General features: G+C 49.8%; 16 protein-coding genes. 6 read left to right on the top strand and 10 right to left on the bottom strand.

What is annotated here, in order from left to right:
* Window positions 1–39: 39 nt before the first annotated feature.
* The gene (locus C2M35_RS02415; RefSeq protein WP_105264522.1) at window positions 40–924 is read right to left on the bottom strand and encodes a dTDP-4-dehydrorhamnose reductase family protein; all 885 of its coding nucleotides are present in this window, start codon (window positions 922–924) and stop codon (window positions 40–42) included.
* A gap of 398 nt (window positions 925–1322) precedes the next feature.
* Here C2M35_RS02415 and C2M35_RS02410 point away from each other — a divergent pair, with 398 nt between their 5' ends.
* The 4 genes from C2M35_RS02410 to mrcB all read left to right on the top strand — a co-directional run bounded on the left by C2M35_RS02410 (window position 1323) and on the right by mrcB (window position 5668).
* Window positions 1323–1661 (top strand): P-II family nitrogen regulator, encoded by a 339-nt coding sequence (locus tag C2M35_RS02410; RefSeq protein ID WP_105257771.1) that lies wholly within the window; start codon window positions 1323–1325, stop codon window positions 1659–1661.
* Window positions 1662–1672: 11 nt separating this feature from the next.
* Window positions 1673–2902, top strand: a complete 1230-nt coding sequence (locus C2M35_RS02405) for an ammonium transporter (RefSeq protein ID WP_105264521.1) — start codon at window positions 1673–1675, stop codon at window positions 2900–2902.
* A gap of 89 nt (window positions 2903–2991) precedes the next feature.
* Window positions 2992–3153 carry a YqaE/Pmp3 family membrane protein gene (locus tag C2M35_RS02400; protein WP_105199678.1) on the top strand — a complete coding sequence of 54 codons (162 nt, stop codon included), beginning with the start codon at window positions 2992–2994 and terminating at the stop codon, window positions 3151–3153.
* A gap of 220 nt (window positions 3154–3373) precedes the next feature.
* Window positions 3374–5668: a penicillin-binding protein 1B gene (gene mrcB, locus C2M35_RS02395; RefSeq protein WP_105264520.1), complete on the top strand. Its 2295-nt coding sequence runs from the start codon at window positions 3374–3376 to the stop codon at window positions 5666–5668.
* A gap of 168 nt (window positions 5669–5836) precedes the next feature.
* On the opposite strand, the gene C2M35_RS02390 is transcribed toward mrcB, so the two are convergent.
* The 7 genes from C2M35_RS02390 to C2M35_RS02360 all read right to left on the bottom strand — a co-directional run bounded on the left by C2M35_RS02390 (window position 5837) and on the right by C2M35_RS02360 (window position 14996).
* Window positions 5837–7243 (bottom strand): C69 family dipeptidase, encoded by a 1407-nt coding sequence (locus tag C2M35_RS02390; protein ID WP_105264519.1) that lies wholly within the window; start codon window positions 7241–7243, stop codon window positions 5837–5839.
* 52 nt (window positions 7244–7295) lie between these two features.
* Entirely contained in the window at window positions 7296–8603 is a 1308-nt protein-coding gene (locus tag C2M35_RS02385; protein ID WP_105257767.1) for a phosphatidylserine decarboxylase family protein, read from the bottom strand.
* A gap of 29 nt (window positions 8604–8632) precedes the next feature.
* Window positions 8633–10000, bottom strand: a complete 1368-nt coding sequence (locus tag C2M35_RS02380; RefSeq protein ID WP_105264518.1) for an agmatine deiminase family protein — start codon at window positions 9998–10000, stop codon at window positions 8633–8635.
* A 418-nt stretch (window positions 10001–10418) separates the two neighbouring features.
* Entirely contained in the window at window positions 10419–11699 is a 1281-nt protein-coding gene (gene hemL, locus C2M35_RS02375; protein WP_105264517.1) for a glutamate-1-semialdehyde 2,1-aminomutase, read from the bottom strand.
* Between the two features lie 24 nt (window positions 11700–11723).
* Window positions 11724–12740, bottom strand: a complete 1017-nt coding sequence (locus C2M35_RS02370) for an aspartate carbamoyltransferase (RefSeq protein WP_105199683.1) — start codon at window positions 12738–12740, stop codon at window positions 11724–11726.
* Between the two features lie 126 nt (window positions 12741–12866).
* Window positions 12867–13301: a CopD family protein gene (locus C2M35_RS02365; RefSeq protein WP_105199684.1), complete on the bottom strand. Its 435-nt coding sequence runs from the start codon at window positions 13299–13301 to the stop codon at window positions 12867–12869.
* Window positions 13302–13313: 12 nt separating this feature from the next.
* Window positions 13314–14996, bottom strand: a complete 1683-nt coding sequence (locus C2M35_RS02360; RefSeq protein ID WP_105199685.1) for a chloride channel protein — start codon at window positions 14994–14996, stop codon at window positions 13314–13316.
* A gap of 202 nt (window positions 14997–15198) precedes the next feature.
* Between C2M35_RS02360 and erpA the strand changes: the two genes are divergently transcribed.
* Window positions 15199–15537: an iron-sulfur cluster insertion protein ErpA gene (gene erpA / locus C2M35_RS02355; RefSeq protein WP_105199686.1), complete on the top strand. Its 339-nt coding sequence runs from the start codon at window positions 15199–15201 to the stop codon at window positions 15535–15537.
* Between the two features lie 59 nt (window positions 15538–15596).
* Here erpA and C2M35_RS15735 read toward each other — a convergent pair whose 3' ends face one another.
* Complete coding sequence (locus tag C2M35_RS15735) at window positions 15597–15776, bottom strand: hypothetical protein (RefSeq protein WP_105199687.1); 180 nt, start codon at window positions 15774–15776, stop codon at window positions 15597–15599.
* A gap of 291 nt (window positions 15777–16067) precedes the next feature.
* On the opposite strand from C2M35_RS15735, the gene C2M35_RS02345 reads away from it, so the two are divergent.
* Window positions 16068–16301 (top strand): helix-turn-helix domain-containing protein, encoded by a 234-nt coding sequence (locus C2M35_RS02345; RefSeq protein ID WP_105199688.1) that lies wholly within the window; start codon window positions 16068–16070, stop codon window positions 16299–16301.
* A 45-nt stretch (window positions 16302–16346) separates the two neighbouring features.
* Here C2M35_RS02345 and C2M35_RS02340 read toward each other — a convergent pair whose 3' ends face one another.
* On the bottom strand, window positions 16347–17759 hold the full coding sequence (locus C2M35_RS02340) for an AmpG family muropeptide MFS transporter (RefSeq protein WP_105264516.1): 1413 nt from the start codon (window positions 17757–17759) through the stop codon (window positions 16347–16349).
* Between the last annotated feature and the right edge of the window lie 37 nt (window positions 17760–17796).

Raw genomic sequence — 17796 nt, 5'->3', positions numbered from 1 at the left:
TTTCGCTCCATTAAAGGAGCTTGCATTGGAAACTACAAGTTATTGCGATAAGTGGGGCGTTAGCACCTCGGCGATGCGCTTAGCAAAATCGTTGTTTATTTCAATTCCATGTAAGGCAAGTCGCGTGTCTTTAAGGGCGCAATTCAAGGGGCGCGTGGCGGCATTGTTAGCGGCTGCTACGGGGGCTGGGCTCAAGGTGTTTGCGTCCAGGTCCAAAAGCGGCGCCATGGCTTTGGCCATATCCAGCTTGGTTAAGCGCTCCTGGGCACTGAGGTGATAGATCCCTTCTAGCTCAGAGCCCAAGGTGGTTATGGCGCCAGCCAAGGCATTGGCGATATCTGCGGTGTCGGTGGGAAAGCGCTGACATTCATTATCGAAGTGGGTGACGCCGTTTTGCAGTTGCTCGGCAATGACGGTTACCGCCGACTCACCGAGATAACCAACTTCACCGTAGAGCACGGGAATGCGAATAATGGCCGCGCTCGGGTAGTGCGCTTGCAATAAGGCTTCGCTGCGCGCCTTGGATTGGCCGTAAAGATTTAACGGGTTTACCTCGGCGTCCTCAGCATAGGGCGGGTTGCAGCCATCGAAGACATAATCGGTGCTAATAAAAATCAGCTTGCAATTGAACTGCTCACAGCACTTGGCAATATGCTCGGTGACCGCGCAGTTAAATTGGATGCTCTGCTCGGGGTCATTATCGAACTTGTCCGGATTGCGCTCGGCGGCGCTGTGAATAAAAAAGTCCGGTTGATGCGTTGCGAACAGGGTGCTGATGGCCTCTTTATCAAACAGATCTACTTTGACTATGGGTGCCTGTGCGCGGGAAAAACCCAAACCTGTTACCTGATGAGTGGGGGTTAGGTGCGTAAAAAGGGCACGGCCCAGCAGCCCGGTGGCACCGGAGACGATGATTTTAGCCATAACTTTGCTCTCTAACGGCAGGGGAAAGCGGCAGCCTAACTGTGGTGAAGGGTAAAGTCAAAGTGTCCATTATGGTCTAAAAATGCGTATGTTTACGTTGAAAGTTAACTAGTTAAGCTGACTCGCGGTTGGCGGCGCTCAAGCCTATGGTGTGTTGCTGCCGGCGTTTGAGGCAGGAAAAGCAGCCATGCTTATTCTCATTGCTTCATAGTAAACGGGCTGTGGCCTTGTGCCTTGCACAGCTTTGGCAAAAACCCCCTTTTAACGCACCAAGTTGGTGCGTTTTTTGTGCGCATCAAAAGTTATCTTTTTGTTAATTAAAGAGAAAATATTTTGGCACAAAGATTGATTTTATCTGATGGAAGAATAATAAACCGAATTGCCTACGAGGGGGCCATATGAAAATGATCAGTGCCATCATCAAGCCATTTAAGCTCGATGAAGTGCGAGAAGCGTTAGCAGAGCAGGGAATAGAGGGAATGACGGTAGTGGATGTTAAGGGCTTTGGCCGCCAGCGCGGGCATACCGAACTCTACCGAGGTGCCGAGTATAGGGTGGACTTTATTCCCAAAATTAAAATCGAGATTGCCACGCGTAGCGACAATGTGGAGCGAGTAGTAGAGCTGATCACCCGGGTTGCCAACAGCGGCAAAATAGGCGACGGCAAGATATTTGTTTTCGATCTTGAGCAAATCGTGCGCATCCGAACGGGTGAGCTTGATGAAGAAGCGATTTAGGGGGCGCAGTCATGGAAAACACCATAGTTGAATTACAATTCTCATTGAACACCTTTTACTTTTTGATCTCCGGCGTGCTGGTTATGTGGATGGCGGCGGGCTTTGCCATGCTGGAAGCCGGCTTGGTGCGTTCGAAGAACACCACAGAGATCCTGACCAAGAACGTCGCCCTTTATGCCATTGCCTGTACCATGTTTTTGCTGGTTGGTTACAACATCATGTATGTGGGTAACAGCGAGGGCGGTTTTGTGCCCAGCTTTGGCTCCTTGATTGGCACTCAGGCCAGTGACGCCGATCATGCGCTGGAGTCTGATTTCTTCTTCCAAGTGGTTTTTGTGGCTACGGCCATGTCCATTGTCTCCGGCGCCGTAGCCGAGCGCATGAAACTCTGGGCTTTTTTGATCTTTTGTGTGGTCATGACCGGCCTGCTATATCCCATTGAGGGCTACTGGACCTGGGGTGGCGGTTTTCTGTCGACCATGGGTTTTGTCGACTTTGCCGGTTCGGGCATAGTACATGGCGCCGGTGCCGCTGCAGCCTTGGCTGGGGTCTTGCTGCTGGGGGCGCGTCGTGGCAAATATGGCAAGCATGGTGAAATCTATCCGATTCCCGGTTCTAACCTGCCGCTTGCGACCTTGGGTACCTTTATCCTATGGATGGGCTGGTTTGGTTTTAACGGTGGCTCGCAACTGCTTATCAGTGATGCGGAAAATGCTACCGCGGTGGGCAAAATCATGCTTAACACCAATGCTGCTGCGGCGGCCGGTGCCATTGCTTCCCTACTGGTATGTAAAACCTACTGGGGCAAGGCAGATTTGACCATGGTGCTCAATGGTGCACTGGCGGGTTTGGTGGTGATCACCGCGGATCCGGCGTCGCCATCACCCTTGTTGGCGCTCTTGCTTGGTGCCATAGGTGGCATGGTGGTGGTCTTCAGTATTGTGGTTTTGGATAAGATGCATATCGACGATCCCGTGGGGGCTATTTCGGTGCACGGCGTGTGCGGAGCGCTTGGCCTGATGCTGGTGCCTCTGTCTAATAGTGAGGCCAGTTACACGACTCAGTTTATCGGTATCTTATGTATCTTTGGCTTTGTCTTTGTCGCATCCTCGCTGGTATGGGGAATTTTAAAAAGTACGGTGGGGATCCGCGTGAGTGAGGAAGAAGAGCTCAGTGGCATGGATCAACATGATTGCGGTATCGATGCCTATCCCGAGTTTGTATCGGTACGTTCAAGTTAATCAGCTAGTTATTACTTACAGCGGCGAGTTTATCTCGCCGTTTTTTATGACTATAATTCCATTTTCAGTCCCTTTAAAAGGTTCCAATCATGGACAATAAATTACTACTGATCATACTTTCAATCTTTTTACCGCCCGTTGCCGTATTTCTAAAGGCCGGTGCCGGTAAGCACTTAATTATCAATATTATTCTGTGCTTCCTATTCTTTTTGCCTGCGGTTATTCATGCCCTATGGGTATCAACCCGCTAAGCCCATCTAACTGAGCAGACAGCCAAGCGCACAGCTCTGCCTGCCTCTGAGTCAGATATATTCTGATTTTGATAAGCTAACAAAAGTCAGTACCAGTTAAGCTAGCCCTGGTTAGCCTTAACCTGCACCCTGTCTTGGCATACTCTTGGGCAATTAATTTTGTTCATGAGTATGTTAAGCTTCCACCAATTTTTCATTCAAGCCACGCATTTTCAATCCTATGGCGACAAAAAAGACACCGACAAAGAAACAACCGAAGAGAAAACCTAAGGCCGTACCTCCGTCAAAAATGAGGCGCCTGGGTAAGCGGTTATTTTCCGTAGCCTGGAAAATCGCCCTGGTCACTGTTATCAGCGTGGCCCTGTATATGATCTACCTTGATGCCAAGGTAACGCGACAGTTCGAGGGCAATAAATGGCAGTTGCCGGCTCAGGTATATGCCCGCGCCATGACTTTTTACCCGGGGCAATACCTGTCCATGGACGAGGTGGAGTGGGAGCTTAAGCGCCTTAACTATACCCAGGTAACCAAGCTCAATCACACCGGCCAATATGAGCAAAGCAAAACCCGCTTGCGTATTTATCGTCGTGCCTTCGAGTTTGCCGACGCCAATGAAGAGGCCCGTATTATTGAGCTGCGCTTTAGCGGCAACAAGGTTGCCAGCGTCAAAAACAATATAGGTCAACGTCTTGAGAGTGCTCGTTTGGAGCCGGTGCAAATAGCCCGTATCGGTAATGACGAAACTCAGGACCGCGAATTTGTGCCGCTCGATAAATTCCCAGACTTGCTAAAAGACACCTTACTGGTGGTTGAAGACCGCAACTTCTATAAGCACCATGGGGTGTCCTTATGGTCCATTATGCGTGCTCTTTACGCCAATATTCGCGCCGGCCGCACGGTGCAAGGTGGCAGCACCCTGACCCAACAGCTGGCAAAAAATTTCTACCTTACTCGTGAACGCTCACTGGTGCGCAAAATCAACGAGGCCTTGATAGCCCTTATTCTTGATTATCGTTATACCAAGGACGAAATCCTTGAAGCTTACTTAAACGAGGTTTATTTAGGACAGTCATATACCAAGGGTGTACATGGTATGGGTCTGGCGGCGGAGTTTTATTTCTCTAAGCCCATCGACGAGCTGGAGTTTGACCAAATAGCCCTGCTGGTGGCCTTGGTTAAAGGGCCATCTTATTACAACCCGCGCCGCTATGAAGAGCGCACCATGGAACGTCGCGATCTGGTACTCAGGCTGATGGCGGAAGATGGCCTTATCAGCACCACCGAATATCGTAATGCCCTTAATCGTCCGCTGGATGTTGCGCCTATGCGCCGGGATATAGACAAAACCTATCCGGGTTATTTAGAGCTGGTTAATCGCCAGTTGAAGGAGTTGCTCACCGACAAGGAAACCCTGGATGCCGGAGTGCGGGTCTTTACTTACCTGGACCTGCAAAAGCAGGAAGCCATGGAAGAGGCCATCGCTCAGTCTTTGCCTTATTTAGAGAAGCGCCCGAAAACCGAGCAACTTGAAGCAGCCATGCTTTCGGTGAATCGTCAGGTAGGTGGGGTCTCGGCTCTGGTTGCCGGTCGTGATATGCGTTATTCCGGCTTTAACCGGGTGCTGGATACTAAGCGTAATATTGGCTCCTTGGTGAAGCCGGCCGTGTATCTGAGCGCCTTGCAGGTGCCGCGTTATAATCTCGGTACCTTGCTGCATGATGAACCGCTGGAAATCACCGACGAGCGCGGTAAAGTTTGGCGTCCGGATAACTTCGACCACCAATTCCGCGGTGCCTTGCCGCTGTATAAGGCCTTTAGCAACAGTATTAATATTCCGGCGGTGAATCTGGGCCTGGATATTGGTGTCGACAAGGTGGCCAACACCTTAGAAGGTTTGGGTGTGGAAAGTCATATCAACCAGTTTCCTTCCTTGCTGCTGGGGGCCTTGGAGCTGTCCAGCTATGAGGTGGCACAACTTTATACCACCTTGGCAAACGACGGTGCCTATACCCGTTTAACCAGTATTTCGGCCTTGACCGACAACGGCGGCAAGCTGCTGTATCAGCACAAGCCGCAGTGGCAACAGCGCTTCCCTAAGGATGCCATGTATATGACCAAATATGGTATGAAGCGGGTGACCAAGGACGGCACGGGTAAACGTTTGAATAAGCATTTCCCCACCATACAGTTGGCGGGTAAAACCGGCACCAGTAACAATCTGCGTGATAGTTGGTATGGCGGTTTTGACCAAAATACCGTGACCGTGGCCTGGTTGGGACGCGATGATAACCAAAGTACCGGCCTGACCGGTGCGGTGGGCGCCTTGGAGATGTATATTCGTTATCTGCGCCAGCTAAATCCGCAGTCTATTGCCGATGAACGTCCAGAGGGGATTCGTTGGGCCTTTATTAACGAGCAAACCGGTATGCAGGCACCGCCAGGGTGTGGCAAGGTGATTCAACTGCCGATACGGGCCAGCGAATTTAACCCCAGACCTAGCTGTGTGCGTCCTTAAGGGCGCGCACTGAATGTAAAAAAAACCGCCCATGGGCGGTTTTTTTTACGGGTGTTATGCGTTGCTTACCTTCGGCTTACCTTCGGCTTACCTTCGGCTTACCTTCGGCTTACCTTCGGCTTACCTTCGGCTTACCTTCGGCTTACCTAGGGTACTGACTCGGTGCGGCTACTCGGTGGCAGGAGCTATGGTCGCTAACTCATTCATCAATTGATTCCTTCTTTGATGGGCAAACTGTAGCATCAAATCGCAGTTGCCCAGGGTATAGCGGTTGAGAAAAGAAATTGTCTGCGCCGTCGAGTTTGCCATCATGGTCGCGAGGTTTGGCATTAATTGAGTCAGCTCATTATAGAGGGCAATTTCCTGTGCCCTTATTTCATTGCCAATGCCTGACACAGCGCTTTGTTGGTGGGCATAAGCCAAGGTGAACAAGGTGCGATATGCCCAGTAGGCGCCGTGCGCATCAAAGTTATTTGTCCCGCTATGATAGCTGGCGGGGAAAGACTGAACCGCCCCGAAGAAGGGTAGATACATGGCACACAGTGGAGTGCTAACGGCTTGCCAGATCACCCCCTGAAGCTCATGAGGTTGTTGCTTATCTAAAGTAATGATATGGCTTTCAGCGGTTTTGTCATAACCTATGGGGCGATTTGCTTTACCCTCAAGCTCGGTGCCCTCATAGGTGGCCGTTAACACGCTAATGACGTCGGGAACAGACACCAAGGCGTCGGGCTTGAGAAAGAGCGGATATTGTTGCTGCCGGGGTGGCTGAGCTAACGAAGGGGTGAGCTTAAGCTGAGCAAGCCAAATGCGATCGACATTATAAGGCTGGCCGGTTACACCGAAGGCCTTAGCAAAATTAAAATGATGTTTATCCGCATCCGGTAATAATTGGTGTTGGCAAACAAACTCGTATAACCCAGGTGAGTGCAGAACCTCGGGAGAGTCCAGGTCGATATCATGAATGCGCATGGCATTGGCTACAACCAGATAGCTGTCTGCCGGCACTTTGACGGCAAGCCAATGGTGGCAGGAGCCATTTTCAAAATACCAAATCTCATTGACGTCGGCGATGGTGACACCATTTACTTCTGCGCTGCCGTATTGCTCAATATATTGTCCCAGCAATTGAATTCCGTGCCGGGCAGACTCGGCCTGGGGTAAAATTAAGGTCGGAATAACGGCTTCGGTGATCCCACCTTGTTTAAGCAAGGGATCGGCCAGCGCCGCCTTGTCATTCATGGCCAGGGTGTTGGTGGCCGACATGGCGACATTTTTTTCATTGATGCCGCGCTCTTCATAGAGAAACTTTGCTGGCATTAGGTTGCTTGCTTCGTTATTGGCGTCAAAGTCTGGTGCCGCACTATAGCTAAATGCCTGTGTTGGTTTAGGTACTTTGAGTCCGTTACCCAGGTGCCACAGGCCATCGTCAATGACTTTCTCATTGGCATATTCCGGTTGCTGGCGATAAACAAAATACTTGTTCCAGATATCACGCTCGCAATCCTCGTTTCGGGAGACAATATTTTGTCCGTGTGTCGTTGCATTTGCAGCCACTATTACACTCGTACACATAATCAATCCTTAAAGAGAAAAGGAAGGTTGCCCTTCCTTTGTTGTGATTTACTCAGTGCTTATTAGGCACCACTGTGGCAATTTCAGATTTGACGTGAATCGGCGAAGTTAACAGGTAATTTTGCCCTTCATTGAGTTCCTGACCATGGAAGTTAAAGTTGAGATTGACGCCTTTTCTAAACAATAAGCAATGGGTTGAACCGCCAAAGTGGAACATGCCCAGTTCGTCACCTTTTTTAACGACTTGCTGCGGTTTCACCGTGACGTCACAGGTTGATACTTCGGCCATACCCACGGCCATAAAGGCCATTAAGCCAATGTCGGGGCTGTCGGCCTTGATATAAATAATGGCCCGGGTTGCCATCTCCGTGATGTAGCCCTGGGATTCATTGGGCCCCGCGGGATCTTCACCTATTGCAGGTGCCTCTGCGTAATAGCTGCCATCTACGAATTCCACCATTTCAATGACGCCATCGACGGGGCTATTCCAACGGTGGTATTGAGTGGCACTCAAAAATGCCTGGTATACGGTACCACCGGCAAATTCCGGGTAGTAATCAGCATTGTTATTGAGCATGTGTTGCAAGGAATAGGGCTGACCTTTAATCCAAAATGTATCTTGAAGCTGCACATTGGTTGCCCATTTGTAAGGTGCAGACTCGCAGGCATTGGCGATGACGTTGTTATCATCGGGCGCGGCGACTGGGCGCTGATCCGCTTTAAAGACACGGGTAAAGAAGTCATCCCAACAGGAAAAGCCATAGTGGGGCAGCGTTGGATCACACTCAAATGTCTTAATAAATTCCTCTCGCGAACCCGCCATTTTCGCCATGGCGGCATCGCTTAACCAACCCGTGGGGGAGCCATTCAAGACCGACACGGATTCACTGGATTTTAAAAAGTTGCCCCAGTCATTGAGGATCCGTTTGAAGTGCTTGTTCACCGTGGGATCCCGAAAGGCGCAGTAGCCACTTTCCGTTGCCATCACCCGATCAAGGATGGCGTTGATTGGAAATCCCACCAGACCTGTTTCGTTAAATTCTGGAGGCATGCTGAGCACGTAGTTACACATGGCCAGCATTTGCTGGTAATTTTCGACAATAGGCGCTGGCTCAGGGCCGCTGTCGCCACCATGTATTGGTGTGTTGTGGCGTTTAGGTTGTTCATTAAACATGCGCGTAAAGAGCATAAAGGCGCCGGCGTCACCTTCAATGTAGTCTTTAAAGGCTTGAATGCATGGCTGTAAAGGCAAGTCCGCCTGCTTGGTCTTGGCGGCTAACTGGCGCAGCCAATCATTTAAGGTTTCCTGGTCTTGCGGAAGCCATTCGCCAACTCGATACGGGGTGTGACTGGTATTCATACTAGTGTCCTCATCTATAAGGGTTAGGTTTAAGGGTGAGTTGGTTTAAGGCTGGCTAACCAGTTATCGACCACCTGTCTGGGTACGCCTCGGGTGCGACAATGCATGGCATCGGTACCCAGCCAGGGAAACTCAGGCTTACTGTCAATGCCAACAACCGTATGGCCAGGTAATGCAGCTCGATAGGCAGTTAAGGCCGCTTCATCGTATTTTTCGTATCCCTGCCCAGACAGAGGAACATATACAAAGTTATTTAATATCAGGCTATTCGTGTAGGCAGCCGTTGTCGCAGGCTCGTCGGCGTTAGGAATATACATGTTTTGGCAAAGTACACGATAGACCTGATACTCCTGTGCGAAGTTATCGGCAATGACATTAAGTTTTTCATTAATCTCGGTATTTTCAGATTGGGCAACCAGTACCTTATCCTCTGATAAAAACTTACCCCAACAATCTATGTGACCGATGTAGGTGCCTGTGGGGTCATCGAGCACGCGATAAGAGCTAATGCCCATAAATCGATTAAGTTGCTCAAGTATGTAGTGCATTCGCTTCTCTATGATCTCCGGCGCATTTCTATAGAGGTCCCCCTCATTGTGGGTGGGTAGTTCATTTTGCGTTGCTACCAGATAGGTGGAAGCTATGTTGCCCTTTCCATCAACCATGTAGTTACCGCCCACATCGAGTAAGCCTGAATAATAGAAATTATGCACCTTGATGGGCGTCAACTTGGTTGGCTCTTCTTTATGCCAGCGGGCCTTATTCCACTGACGAATGGGATTGTTGAGAAAATCTGAAAATTTGACGGCGCCGTAATCATCATTGGGTCTAAAGATCCCAAGGCCTTCCTTAGGTGAGACATTCTCCGCACCTTCAACTAACCCCACTTCGCCGCCGCCTAAGGTGGTATAGGTATGCTTGGCAATACCGTAATAACCGGAGTCCTTGTTGTGCACCCACCAAGGTCCAAAATCCCGTGTCCAGAAGGTATCTGTATCCCAGGGAACTAGATGTAGGTGCTCAGGGTTATAGGTTAAACCCAGTGCCGACGCCGTTTCGCTAAGATCTTGATCGATAATTTTTTTTTGGCTTACATCGCCACACATCACAAAAATATGGACGGGGTTTGAGGTGTCATTTTGCTGCATGCGGACAATCAACTCATTCGGAATACCGAATGAGCGCGGTCCAGAGGGCGGAAACTGAGGTTGGCTTGGTGCCACTGTGCCAGGGTAGGCGATGAGCACACCGCCCATAGGCGCAAACTCCGCAATGGCACTTACGCAGCTGGGGGTGTCGTTATGATAGACGGTATTGGGTAATTCTTTGACTAGTTGGCTGACTTCGGATGCCAGGGAAACAGGAACTAACGTAGGGCGTTTGTTGGGGGTAGTCATAAGTACTCTCCGTGTGATTTGTTTATAAAAAACTAGGTCGAAGCAAAGGCGCTTTTCGCCAACAAGGCGAATAACAAAGTCCCTTGAATTTGATCACGTTCGTACAGCACTTAAACCATAGCTATGGATTATCAAAACGCAATTTCAAATGTTAAAATTTAGTTAATTTTTTACCGGTGGTGAATGGGCAGCGCAGGATTATGTTGGATTTGGCATCAAGGTGCGGGCGCTGTCATTATGGGATGGCTGCACTCACAAGGTGGTAATGGGTAATCTCGGGTGGGCTGTTAATCTGTAAGCGACTGTAAGGTTTTTTGAGCTACAAACCAATGACTGGGTACTGGGGTAAGCGGTAAAGCAAAAGTCTTTGCTGGAGTCTGAAACCGCCAAGACGGCGGTTTCAGTGTTCATTGCCAGCTTATAACTTAGCGAAGGCGCGCTCGGCCGCCGCTATGGTTTGGGCGATGGCTTCGTCATCGTGTGCCTGGCACACAAAGCCCGCCTCAAACGCAGAAGGAGCAAGGTATACGCCTTCTTCAAGCATCAGGTGGAAGAAACGCTTAAAGCGCTCTAAGTCGCACTCGGTGGCTTGCTGGTAACTGGTTACCTTGTCGGCATCGGTGAAGAAGAAGCCATACATACCACCGGCATAGTTGGTAGTAAGTGGGATACCGGCTTTGTCTGCAGCGGCTTGGAAACCTTCACAGATGGCCTTGCTTTTCGCTTCCAGCTCTTCATGTAAACCTGGCTCGCTAAGAAGTTCAAGGGCTTTTAGACCTGCGGCCATAGCAATTGGGTTGCCAGACAGGGTACCGGCCTGATAAACCGGGCCTACCGGGGCAATGTAATCCATGATTTCTTTCTTACCACCGAAGGCACCCACCGGCATACCGCCGCCGATCACCTTACCTAAACAGGTTAGATCCGGAGTGATATTGTAATAAGCCTGGGCGCCACCTAGGGCGACGCGGAAACCTGTCATTACCTCATCGAAGATCAACACGCTCTTATATTCATCACAGATTGCACGTAGGCCTTCTAAGAAGCCCTCAACCGGCGGAATACAGTTCATGTTACCGGCAACCGGCTCGATGATGATACAGGCGATCTCTTCTGGGTACTTTTCAAAAATCGCTTTTACTTCATCCAGGTTGTTGAAAGACACGGTCAGCGTGTGCTTGGCGAAGTCTTCAGGAATACCCGGTGAGTTAGGCACACCTAAAGTCAGGGCGCCAGAGCCGGCTTTTACCAGCAGTGAGTCGGCATGACCGTGGTAACAGCCTTCAAATTTTAAAATCTTGTCGCGACCCGTGTACCCACGAGCCAGACGAATGGCGCTCATGGTGGCTTCGGTGCCCGAGTTTACCATGCGTACCGAGTCGATAGACGGTACCAGTTCTTTGACCTTTTCGGCCATATCGATTTCCGCTTCGGTAGGCGCGCCGTAGCTTAGGCCGCGCTCAACCGCTTCGTGCACGGCCTGCTTAATTTTCGGGTGGTTATGACCCAAAATCATAGGTCCCCAAGAACCCACGTAGTCTATGTATTTGTTACCGTCGGCATCAAAGGTGTAGGCACCTTCGGCATGGGTGATAAACAATGGGGTACCGCCAACGCCGTTGAAAGCACGGACTGGAGAGTTCACGCCACCAGGGATCGAGGCTTGGGCGCGGGTAAATAAATCTTGGCTTTTGCTCATGTTGCTTCCTATTAGGTTGGCAAATTAATCTTCACGTTTACGGCTGAACCAGGGCACAGTGGTCTCATGTTTCTCGACCAGGTTGTCAACGCCCAGGGTTAGCGCAAACAAGGCCATGCGGATCAGCACGCCATTTTGTACCTGACGGAAGATGGCCAGGTTGTCGTTGCTATTTAGGTCGTTATCCAGCTCATTGGCATCGCTGCGGCTATCGCGCGGCAATGGGTGCATCAATACCGAGCTTGGCTTACAGTGGGCGTTGTAAATCGCCTGGCTGATGCGGAAACCACCGCGGTATTTATTGGCTTCTTCCTGGCTGGGGAAACGCTCTTCCTGAATACGGGTCTGGTAAACGATATCGGCGGCCAGATTGCCTTCCATTTTATCCACCAGTTCGATTTGGTGACCGGCATTGGTCACGGTATCAAGAATGCTCTGCGGCATTTGCAGGCCATCCGGCGCCACCATGGTAAAGCGAACATCTTTGTAGTGGCACAGTAGCTTAGATAAGGAGTGTACGGTGCGACCGTATTTTAAATCACCCACCAGGGCGATGTGCATACCATCGACCTTTTGGCCAAAACGGCTTAGTTCGCGGTCTATGGTTAGAAGGTCAAGCAGGGCTTGAGTTGGGTGCTCATTAGGACCGTCACCACCGTTTAGAACGGGGACGCTACAGCCGGTAGCAAACTCGGCGACCGAGCCGGCATCCGGGTGGCGCATGGCCACCGCATCCGCATAGGCGGAAATAACCCGGGCAGTATCATACAAAGACTCGCCCTTGGCCAATGCCGAGCTCTGCATGCCGGTTGTTTCGCGCACTAAACCGCCAAGCAGATTGAATGCGGTGCCGAAGCTCACGCGAGTACGGGTACTGGGTTCAAAAAACAGGTTGGCAAGAATGGCGCCTTCGAGCACCTTAGTGCGTTTTTGTTTTTTGGCATAAGGTTCCATCCGTTTTGCGACTGCAAATATATGCTCGATACTGTCTCTATCGAGTTGATTTACAGAGAGAATGTGTTCACCTTGAAAGCGTAGCATGGAGGTCGTCCCAAACGTTAAAGTAAATAATTCGGTGTTCTACCAAGAGGCGAATTTGCAAGTGCGCCCCTGGCATTTAAACGCCACCGCGTTTGGCTGCGCACTATAGCAAATTTTTCGGTATTTTTAGAGTACTGGTTTCAATACCGCTAAAAAGATAATGGCCGCGAGGATAAGTACCGGGAATTCATTAAAAATGCGGTAAAAACGATCGCTGCGGGTGTTGCGATCATGTTTGAAATCGGCCAGTAATTTAAAGCAGTAGCCGTGGTAGGCATAGAGCACCAAGACCAGCGCCAGTTTATAGTGCAGCCACATGCTGGCGCGGAACCATTCGCGACCATATTCCACTATGGCCAGCACCCCGAACACCGCAGTCAAAATTGCAAAAGGAGTGACGAAAAACAGCAGACGGCGTTCCATGACTTTTAACATGGCGCTGCATGATTTTTCTTCGTTCAGAGCATGGTACACAAACAGCCGAGGCAGATAGAAAATACCGGCAAACCAGGCAACCATAAAAAACAGGTGCAGGGCTTTGTAAACTAACACTAAGGTCATGGGGTTTCCTTTTTATAATAGTGCGTTACGAATGGTGAGGATGTGGCGAATTTGATCCCAGCGTAAAATACCGACGATTTCTTTTTCATCGTGCATATCATACACATATACAGCACCACTGCGTTTATCTTTAAGAATATCAAAGGCATCGGCCAAGGTGGCCTGTGAGCTTACACCATCGAGTTCAACATAGAGAATATTGATGTTTTCTTCAGACATCAGGTTTAAATCGTATTCCGCAAGGCGGTAGCCGTTATCTTCGTCGTAGACGATAAGTGGCGTTTGCCCATCAAGGTGAGCGAGGGATTCCTTGATCTGCTCCTTGTCGGCGGAGTACAGCAGCTTAAAGTTTTCATTCATTTCCGCCATGATGCCGACCTTCTGCAGTGCTTCTTTGGCGGGAGAAACCTGATAGGTGAGCTCTTGGAAATCCAGCTGTTGCAAGAAAATGGAGCGATTGCCAAAGACCTGCAAGGCGGTGACATAGGCGGTCACTATCACCAGCATGGCGGGCACGATAATTTGCGGGCTGGAGGTCAGCTCCATCACAGCCGTTAACGCCGCCAAAGGAGCGTGTAAGGTGGCGGCCAGTAAGCCGGCCATGCCCAATACGCCATAGGTACCTGCCACATCTGTGCCCGGCGCCACAAGGTGGGCAAAGAAGGACATGAGTGTGCCCATCACCACGCCCAAGCCAATAACCGGGCCGATAATTCCGCCAGGGATCCCCAAACCGATAGCGAATAAGGTGGCCAGCAGTTTGGCTATTAATATGGTTAGCAGCAGCTGCACATTATCCGGGGAGGTCATGGCGATGGTAATGGCACTCATGCCTGAGCCCATAGCCTGGGGCACCAAATAGCCTATGCCACCGGCGATAACCCCGGCGATTAACAACCGTGGCAACATGGAGAGAGGTTTAAAGGTACGGATAATCAGCATCAGATTCTTATTAAAGGCATAGGCGACGGCACCCAAGGTCATGCCGCAGATCACCAGGTAAGGGTAATGCCAAAAACTCAAGGGGGTTACGCTAATCAATGCCAGTTCTGAGTCGGCACCAAAAACAAACTGAGTGGCCAGGGCACCGGTCACAGCCGCCAGCATAATGGGCACGAAGATATGCACCTTGTATTCACGAATGACCACCTCCATTACGAAGATCACCGCCGCCAGCGGCGTATTGAAGGAGGCTGCAATGCCGGCGGCCACGCCGCAACCGCTCAAGGTACGCATGGCGTTATAAGGCAGGTGTAATTGATTGGCGAGAATACTGGCACCTGTAGCGCCCATATGCACCGAGGGGCCCTCACGGCCCACGGAAAAGCCGCTGATCAGCGCCAGGGCGCCACCAAAAAATTGGTTCACCGTGTTGTAAAACGGCATTTGCCCATAGTGCATCTTCATACGGTGAATAACGAAAGGGATCCCCAGGCGATAATGCTTAAAGCCGGTCAGATAGGCAAAAAAAGCAATAACGCAGGCGGCGCCTACCGGGAGTAAAAAGCGTTGCAGTTCACTGAGGGTGGTAAAGTCGTCGAAATCATCGAGGAACAGGTTCTGCGCTATGATAATCGTCAGGCGAAACATGATGATCAGGCCCGCAGCGATAAGGCCGGCGGCAATACCTAATAAGCACAGTTGTGCCGATGTTTTTGGCCGGGCAAGGCGACGTCTCAGCGCCTCTAGATGCATACCAATTCCTCTGGGCTTTGATGGGGCTAGGGTTATTAACAGTAGTTTATCAAAGCTTATCTAATAAATCCTTGTTTAGTATCAGGGTTTGCGACTTTGTATTTTAGCCTTAGGGGCTAAAAACCAAGGCGGTGCAGCCAATACTTGATTAACTTAGTCGGGTATTAGATAATTTGCACAAATAGGTAGTGAGAGAGACGGTATGTCCGAGCAAGTTCCAATTAAATTCAGTGATGCCGCAGCAGCGCGCGTTAAGCAGTTGATCGAAGAGGAGGAAAACCCTTCGCTAATGCTGCGTGTTTATGTCACCGGCGGCGGATGTTCTGGTTTCCAATATGGTTTTACTTTTGCCGAGGAAGCCAACCCGGGCGATATGCAAATTGTGAAAAATGGTGTGACCCTAGTGGTTGACCCTATGAGCTTGCAATACCTGGTTGATGGTGAAGTGGATTATACCGAAGGTTTGGAAGGCTCGCGCTTTTTCGTTAGCAACCCCAATGCCACGACCACCTGTGGCTGTGGTGCCAGCTTTAGCGTTTAACCACGCAATTAAGATAAATTTGAAAAAAGCCGCTTATGCGGCTTTTTTATTTTTGATGTCTATAAATCGCTGTTCGTTATGTACACCATCAAGGTGAAAAAGCCCAAGACGAACAATGAGAATATAATTATATAAAAGAACCCCTTACGGCCCTGTTTTAGGGGAATATTGTTGGCATTGAGAAACAGCCACCAAGCGGCGCAGAGAATCACGGGCAACAAAAACAGCAAACGAAACATCTTTTCCCCAAAAATGACGATTTAACTCAATCTTAGCGCAAAATTCCTACCCTCTAAAGAAAAATTAAAGACTTAGCGCAGGCCTGATAAATTAGAGCTATCTATCTAATTTATCAGTAGTATTTTATTGAATAAGGTATGCAAACTATTTCGCGCCGAAATTAGGTAAACTTTTGTACATACGCTATACCTAAAATGGGACATGTGCTTTAATACTGGCTGAATGAGACGGGCAAATTTCATTCGCTAATAATTATAGAAACTTTAATTCATCTAGTAGGAGATGTAATTATGATGGGTAAAACCGTTTCTTCCGAGGAAAATGGAAGACTAACCAAGTGGCTGAAAGATAAACGCCACGAGAAAGGCCATACCATGCGCAGCTTGGCACAAGTTCTGGGTACGCCGCATTCATTCATAGGTAAAATTGAAAATCAGGAACGTCGCTTGGACGTGATTGAATTTATGCGTTATTGCGAAGCACTGGATGTGGATCCTTATGAAGGGTTAGCGCTACTCAAATAAGCATTGACAGCCTATTTTCTGGAGCCCAGGAAGGGCTCTATAGTTTTATTCCTGCCCCTTGGCATTCCTTCCATTTTCATGAAACTGCCGCTCTAACTGATACAAGCGTTTACGTATCAAGAACAAAAACACCAAAGACGGTATTACCATCAGCGCCGTAAGAATAAAAAACATCGACCAATCGCCGTGCAACCAATCGTCGACTATGACACCACTGTACCCCGATAACAGGGTGCGTCCAAGATTGCCCAAAGAGGCAAGCAAGGCATAGTGGGTGGCGCTAAAGGCGCGGTCACAAAGCATGGAAATAAAGGCCACCATGGCCACCAAGGACCAGGCCTGGGTAAAGCCATCGAGAACAATGGCCATCGCGTAAAGTGAGAGTTTAGGGCCCGCGACGGCAATCCAGGAGAACATCAGGTTCGATGCAGCCATAGCTATGCCGCTGATAAATAAACCTTTTACTATTCCGAAGCGATTATTAAACACGCTGCCTAAAAAGGCAAAAATAATGGTGAGTACCGCGGTGCCGAGCTTGGAAAAGGTGGCGATATCTGAGTTGCTAAAACCCACTTCTTTATAAAAGACGATGGACATGCGTGCCAGGAAAGCCTCGCCAATTTTAAAGAGGAAGATAAAGGCCAGTAAGGCTAAGGCGGTTTTAACCCCGTTACGGGTAAAGAAACTGCGTAGCGGCTCGATAATGGTCACCCCAAGCCAGGCAATCACGATATTTAACCAACGTGGTAAAACGGTGGCGTGTTTACCGAGTTGCTGCTGATACTGTTGCTCTAATCGGGCGTGCACAAGCTCGCGATTCGACTCGGGCTCTTGGGCAAAGAATACATAGACGATCAAGAGCGCCACAATAACCGCCAAAGCCAAATACACATCCGGCCAATCCACCCCGGGAATATCCGCGGCATAAAAGGGCATGGCGCCGAGCAGAGCATAACCGGTCCACCATCCGCTGGTTGCCATGGCCGCCGCCGCCGACATTTTTTCACTTTCATTTTCGGCCAGTATATCAATACGGTAGGCATCAATGGCAATATCCTGGGTGGCAGAGGCGATGGCAATAATCAGTGCCAGCAGAGCTATAACAAATAGTTGCTCGCTGATATCGACAAACGCCATGCTCAGGGTGGCAGCAAACACAATGCAGAGACAGCATAAGATCCAACTGCGGCGTTGACCCAGCCAATCGGTGAGCAATGGAATGCGCACCCGGTCGACCAGAGGCGACCATAAAAAGTTAATGGAGTAGGCGCCAAACACCATGCCGAACAGGCCGATCATCGAGCGAGTGAGGCCTTCGTCTTTAAGCCAGGCGCTCATGACCGAGCCAATCAACACCCAGGGAAAGCCACTGCTGATACCAAAAATAAACACGGTGACCAGGCGTCGGTCGCGAAAATGTTGGGTGAAATCGCGTAAAGAGAGGGCTGTGTGGCTCATGTTTATTCTTATTATTAGCGAGAAGAAAAAGGGCGAT

The organism is Pseudoalteromonas sp. T1lg76, assembly GCF_002964725.1.
Lineage (GTDB): Bacteria > Pseudomonadota > Gammaproteobacteria > Enterobacterales > Alteromonadaceae > Pseudoalteromonas.
This window is presented reverse-complemented; position numbering and strand designations above follow the sequence as displayed.

What these genes read in the sequence shown, in the direction of transcription:
- C2M35_RS02400 (WP_105199678.1), top strand. Translation starts at nt 2,992, where the DNA reads ATGGACAATAAATTACTACTGATCATACTTTCAATCTTTTTACCGCCC.
- C2M35_RS02415 (WP_105264522.1), bottom strand. Translation starts at nt 924, where the DNA reads ATGGCTAAAATCATCGTCTCCGGTGCCACCGGGCTGCTGGGCCGTGCC.
- C2M35_RS02365 (WP_105199684.1), bottom strand. Translation starts at nt 13,301, where the DNA reads ATGACCTTAGTGTTAGTTTACAAAGCCCTGCACCTGTTTTTTATGGTT.
- C2M35_RS02410 (WP_105257771.1), top strand. Translation starts at nt 1,323, where the DNA reads ATGAAAATGATCAGTGCCATCATCAAGCCATTTAAGCTCGATGAAGTG.
- C2M35_RS02370 (WP_105199683.1), bottom strand. Translation starts at nt 12,740, where the DNA reads ATGCTACGCTTTCAAGGTGAACACATTCTCTCTGTAAATCAACTCGAT.
- C2M35_RS15735 (WP_105199687.1), bottom strand. Translation starts at nt 15,776, where the DNA reads ATGTTTCGTTTGCTGTTTTTGTTGCCCGTGATTCTCTGCGCCGCTTGG.
- mrcB (WP_105264520.1), top strand. Translation starts at nt 3,374, where the DNA reads ATGGCGACAAAAAAGACACCGACAAAGAAACAACCGAAGAGAAAACCT.
- C2M35_RS02385 (WP_105257767.1), bottom strand. Translation starts at nt 8,603, where the DNA reads ATGAATACCAGTCACACCCCGTATCGAGTTGGCGAATGGCTTCCGCAA.
- C2M35_RS02405 (WP_105264521.1), top strand. Translation starts at nt 1,673, where the DNA reads ATGGAAAACACCATAGTTGAATTACAATTCTCATTGAACACCTTTTAC.
- C2M35_RS02340 (WP_105264516.1), bottom strand. Translation starts at nt 17,759, where the DNA reads ATGAGCCACACAGCCCTCTCTTTACGCGATTTCACCCAACATTTTCGC.
- C2M35_RS02360 (WP_105199685.1), bottom strand. Translation starts at nt 14,996, where the DNA reads ATGCATCTAGAGGCGCTGAGACGTCGCCTTGCCCGGCCAAAAACATCG.
- hemL (WP_105264517.1), bottom strand. Translation starts at nt 11,699, where the DNA reads ATGAGCAAAAGCCAAGATTTATTTACCCGCGCCCAAGCCTCGATCCCT.
- C2M35_RS02390 (WP_105264519.1), bottom strand. Translation starts at nt 7,243, where the DNA reads ATGTGTACGAGTGTAATAGTGGCTGCAAATGCAACGACACACGGACAA.
- erpA (WP_105199686.1), top strand. Translation starts at nt 15,199, where the DNA reads ATGTCCGAGCAAGTTCCAATTAAATTCAGTGATGCCGCAGCAGCGCGC.
- C2M35_RS02380 (WP_105264518.1), bottom strand. Translation starts at nt 10,000, where the DNA reads ATGACTACCCCCAACAAACGCCCTACGTTAGTTCCTGTTTCCCTGGCA.
- C2M35_RS02345 (WP_105199688.1), top strand. Translation starts at nt 16,068, where the DNA reads ATGATGGGTAAAACCGTTTCTTCCGAGGAAAATGGAAGACTAACCAAG.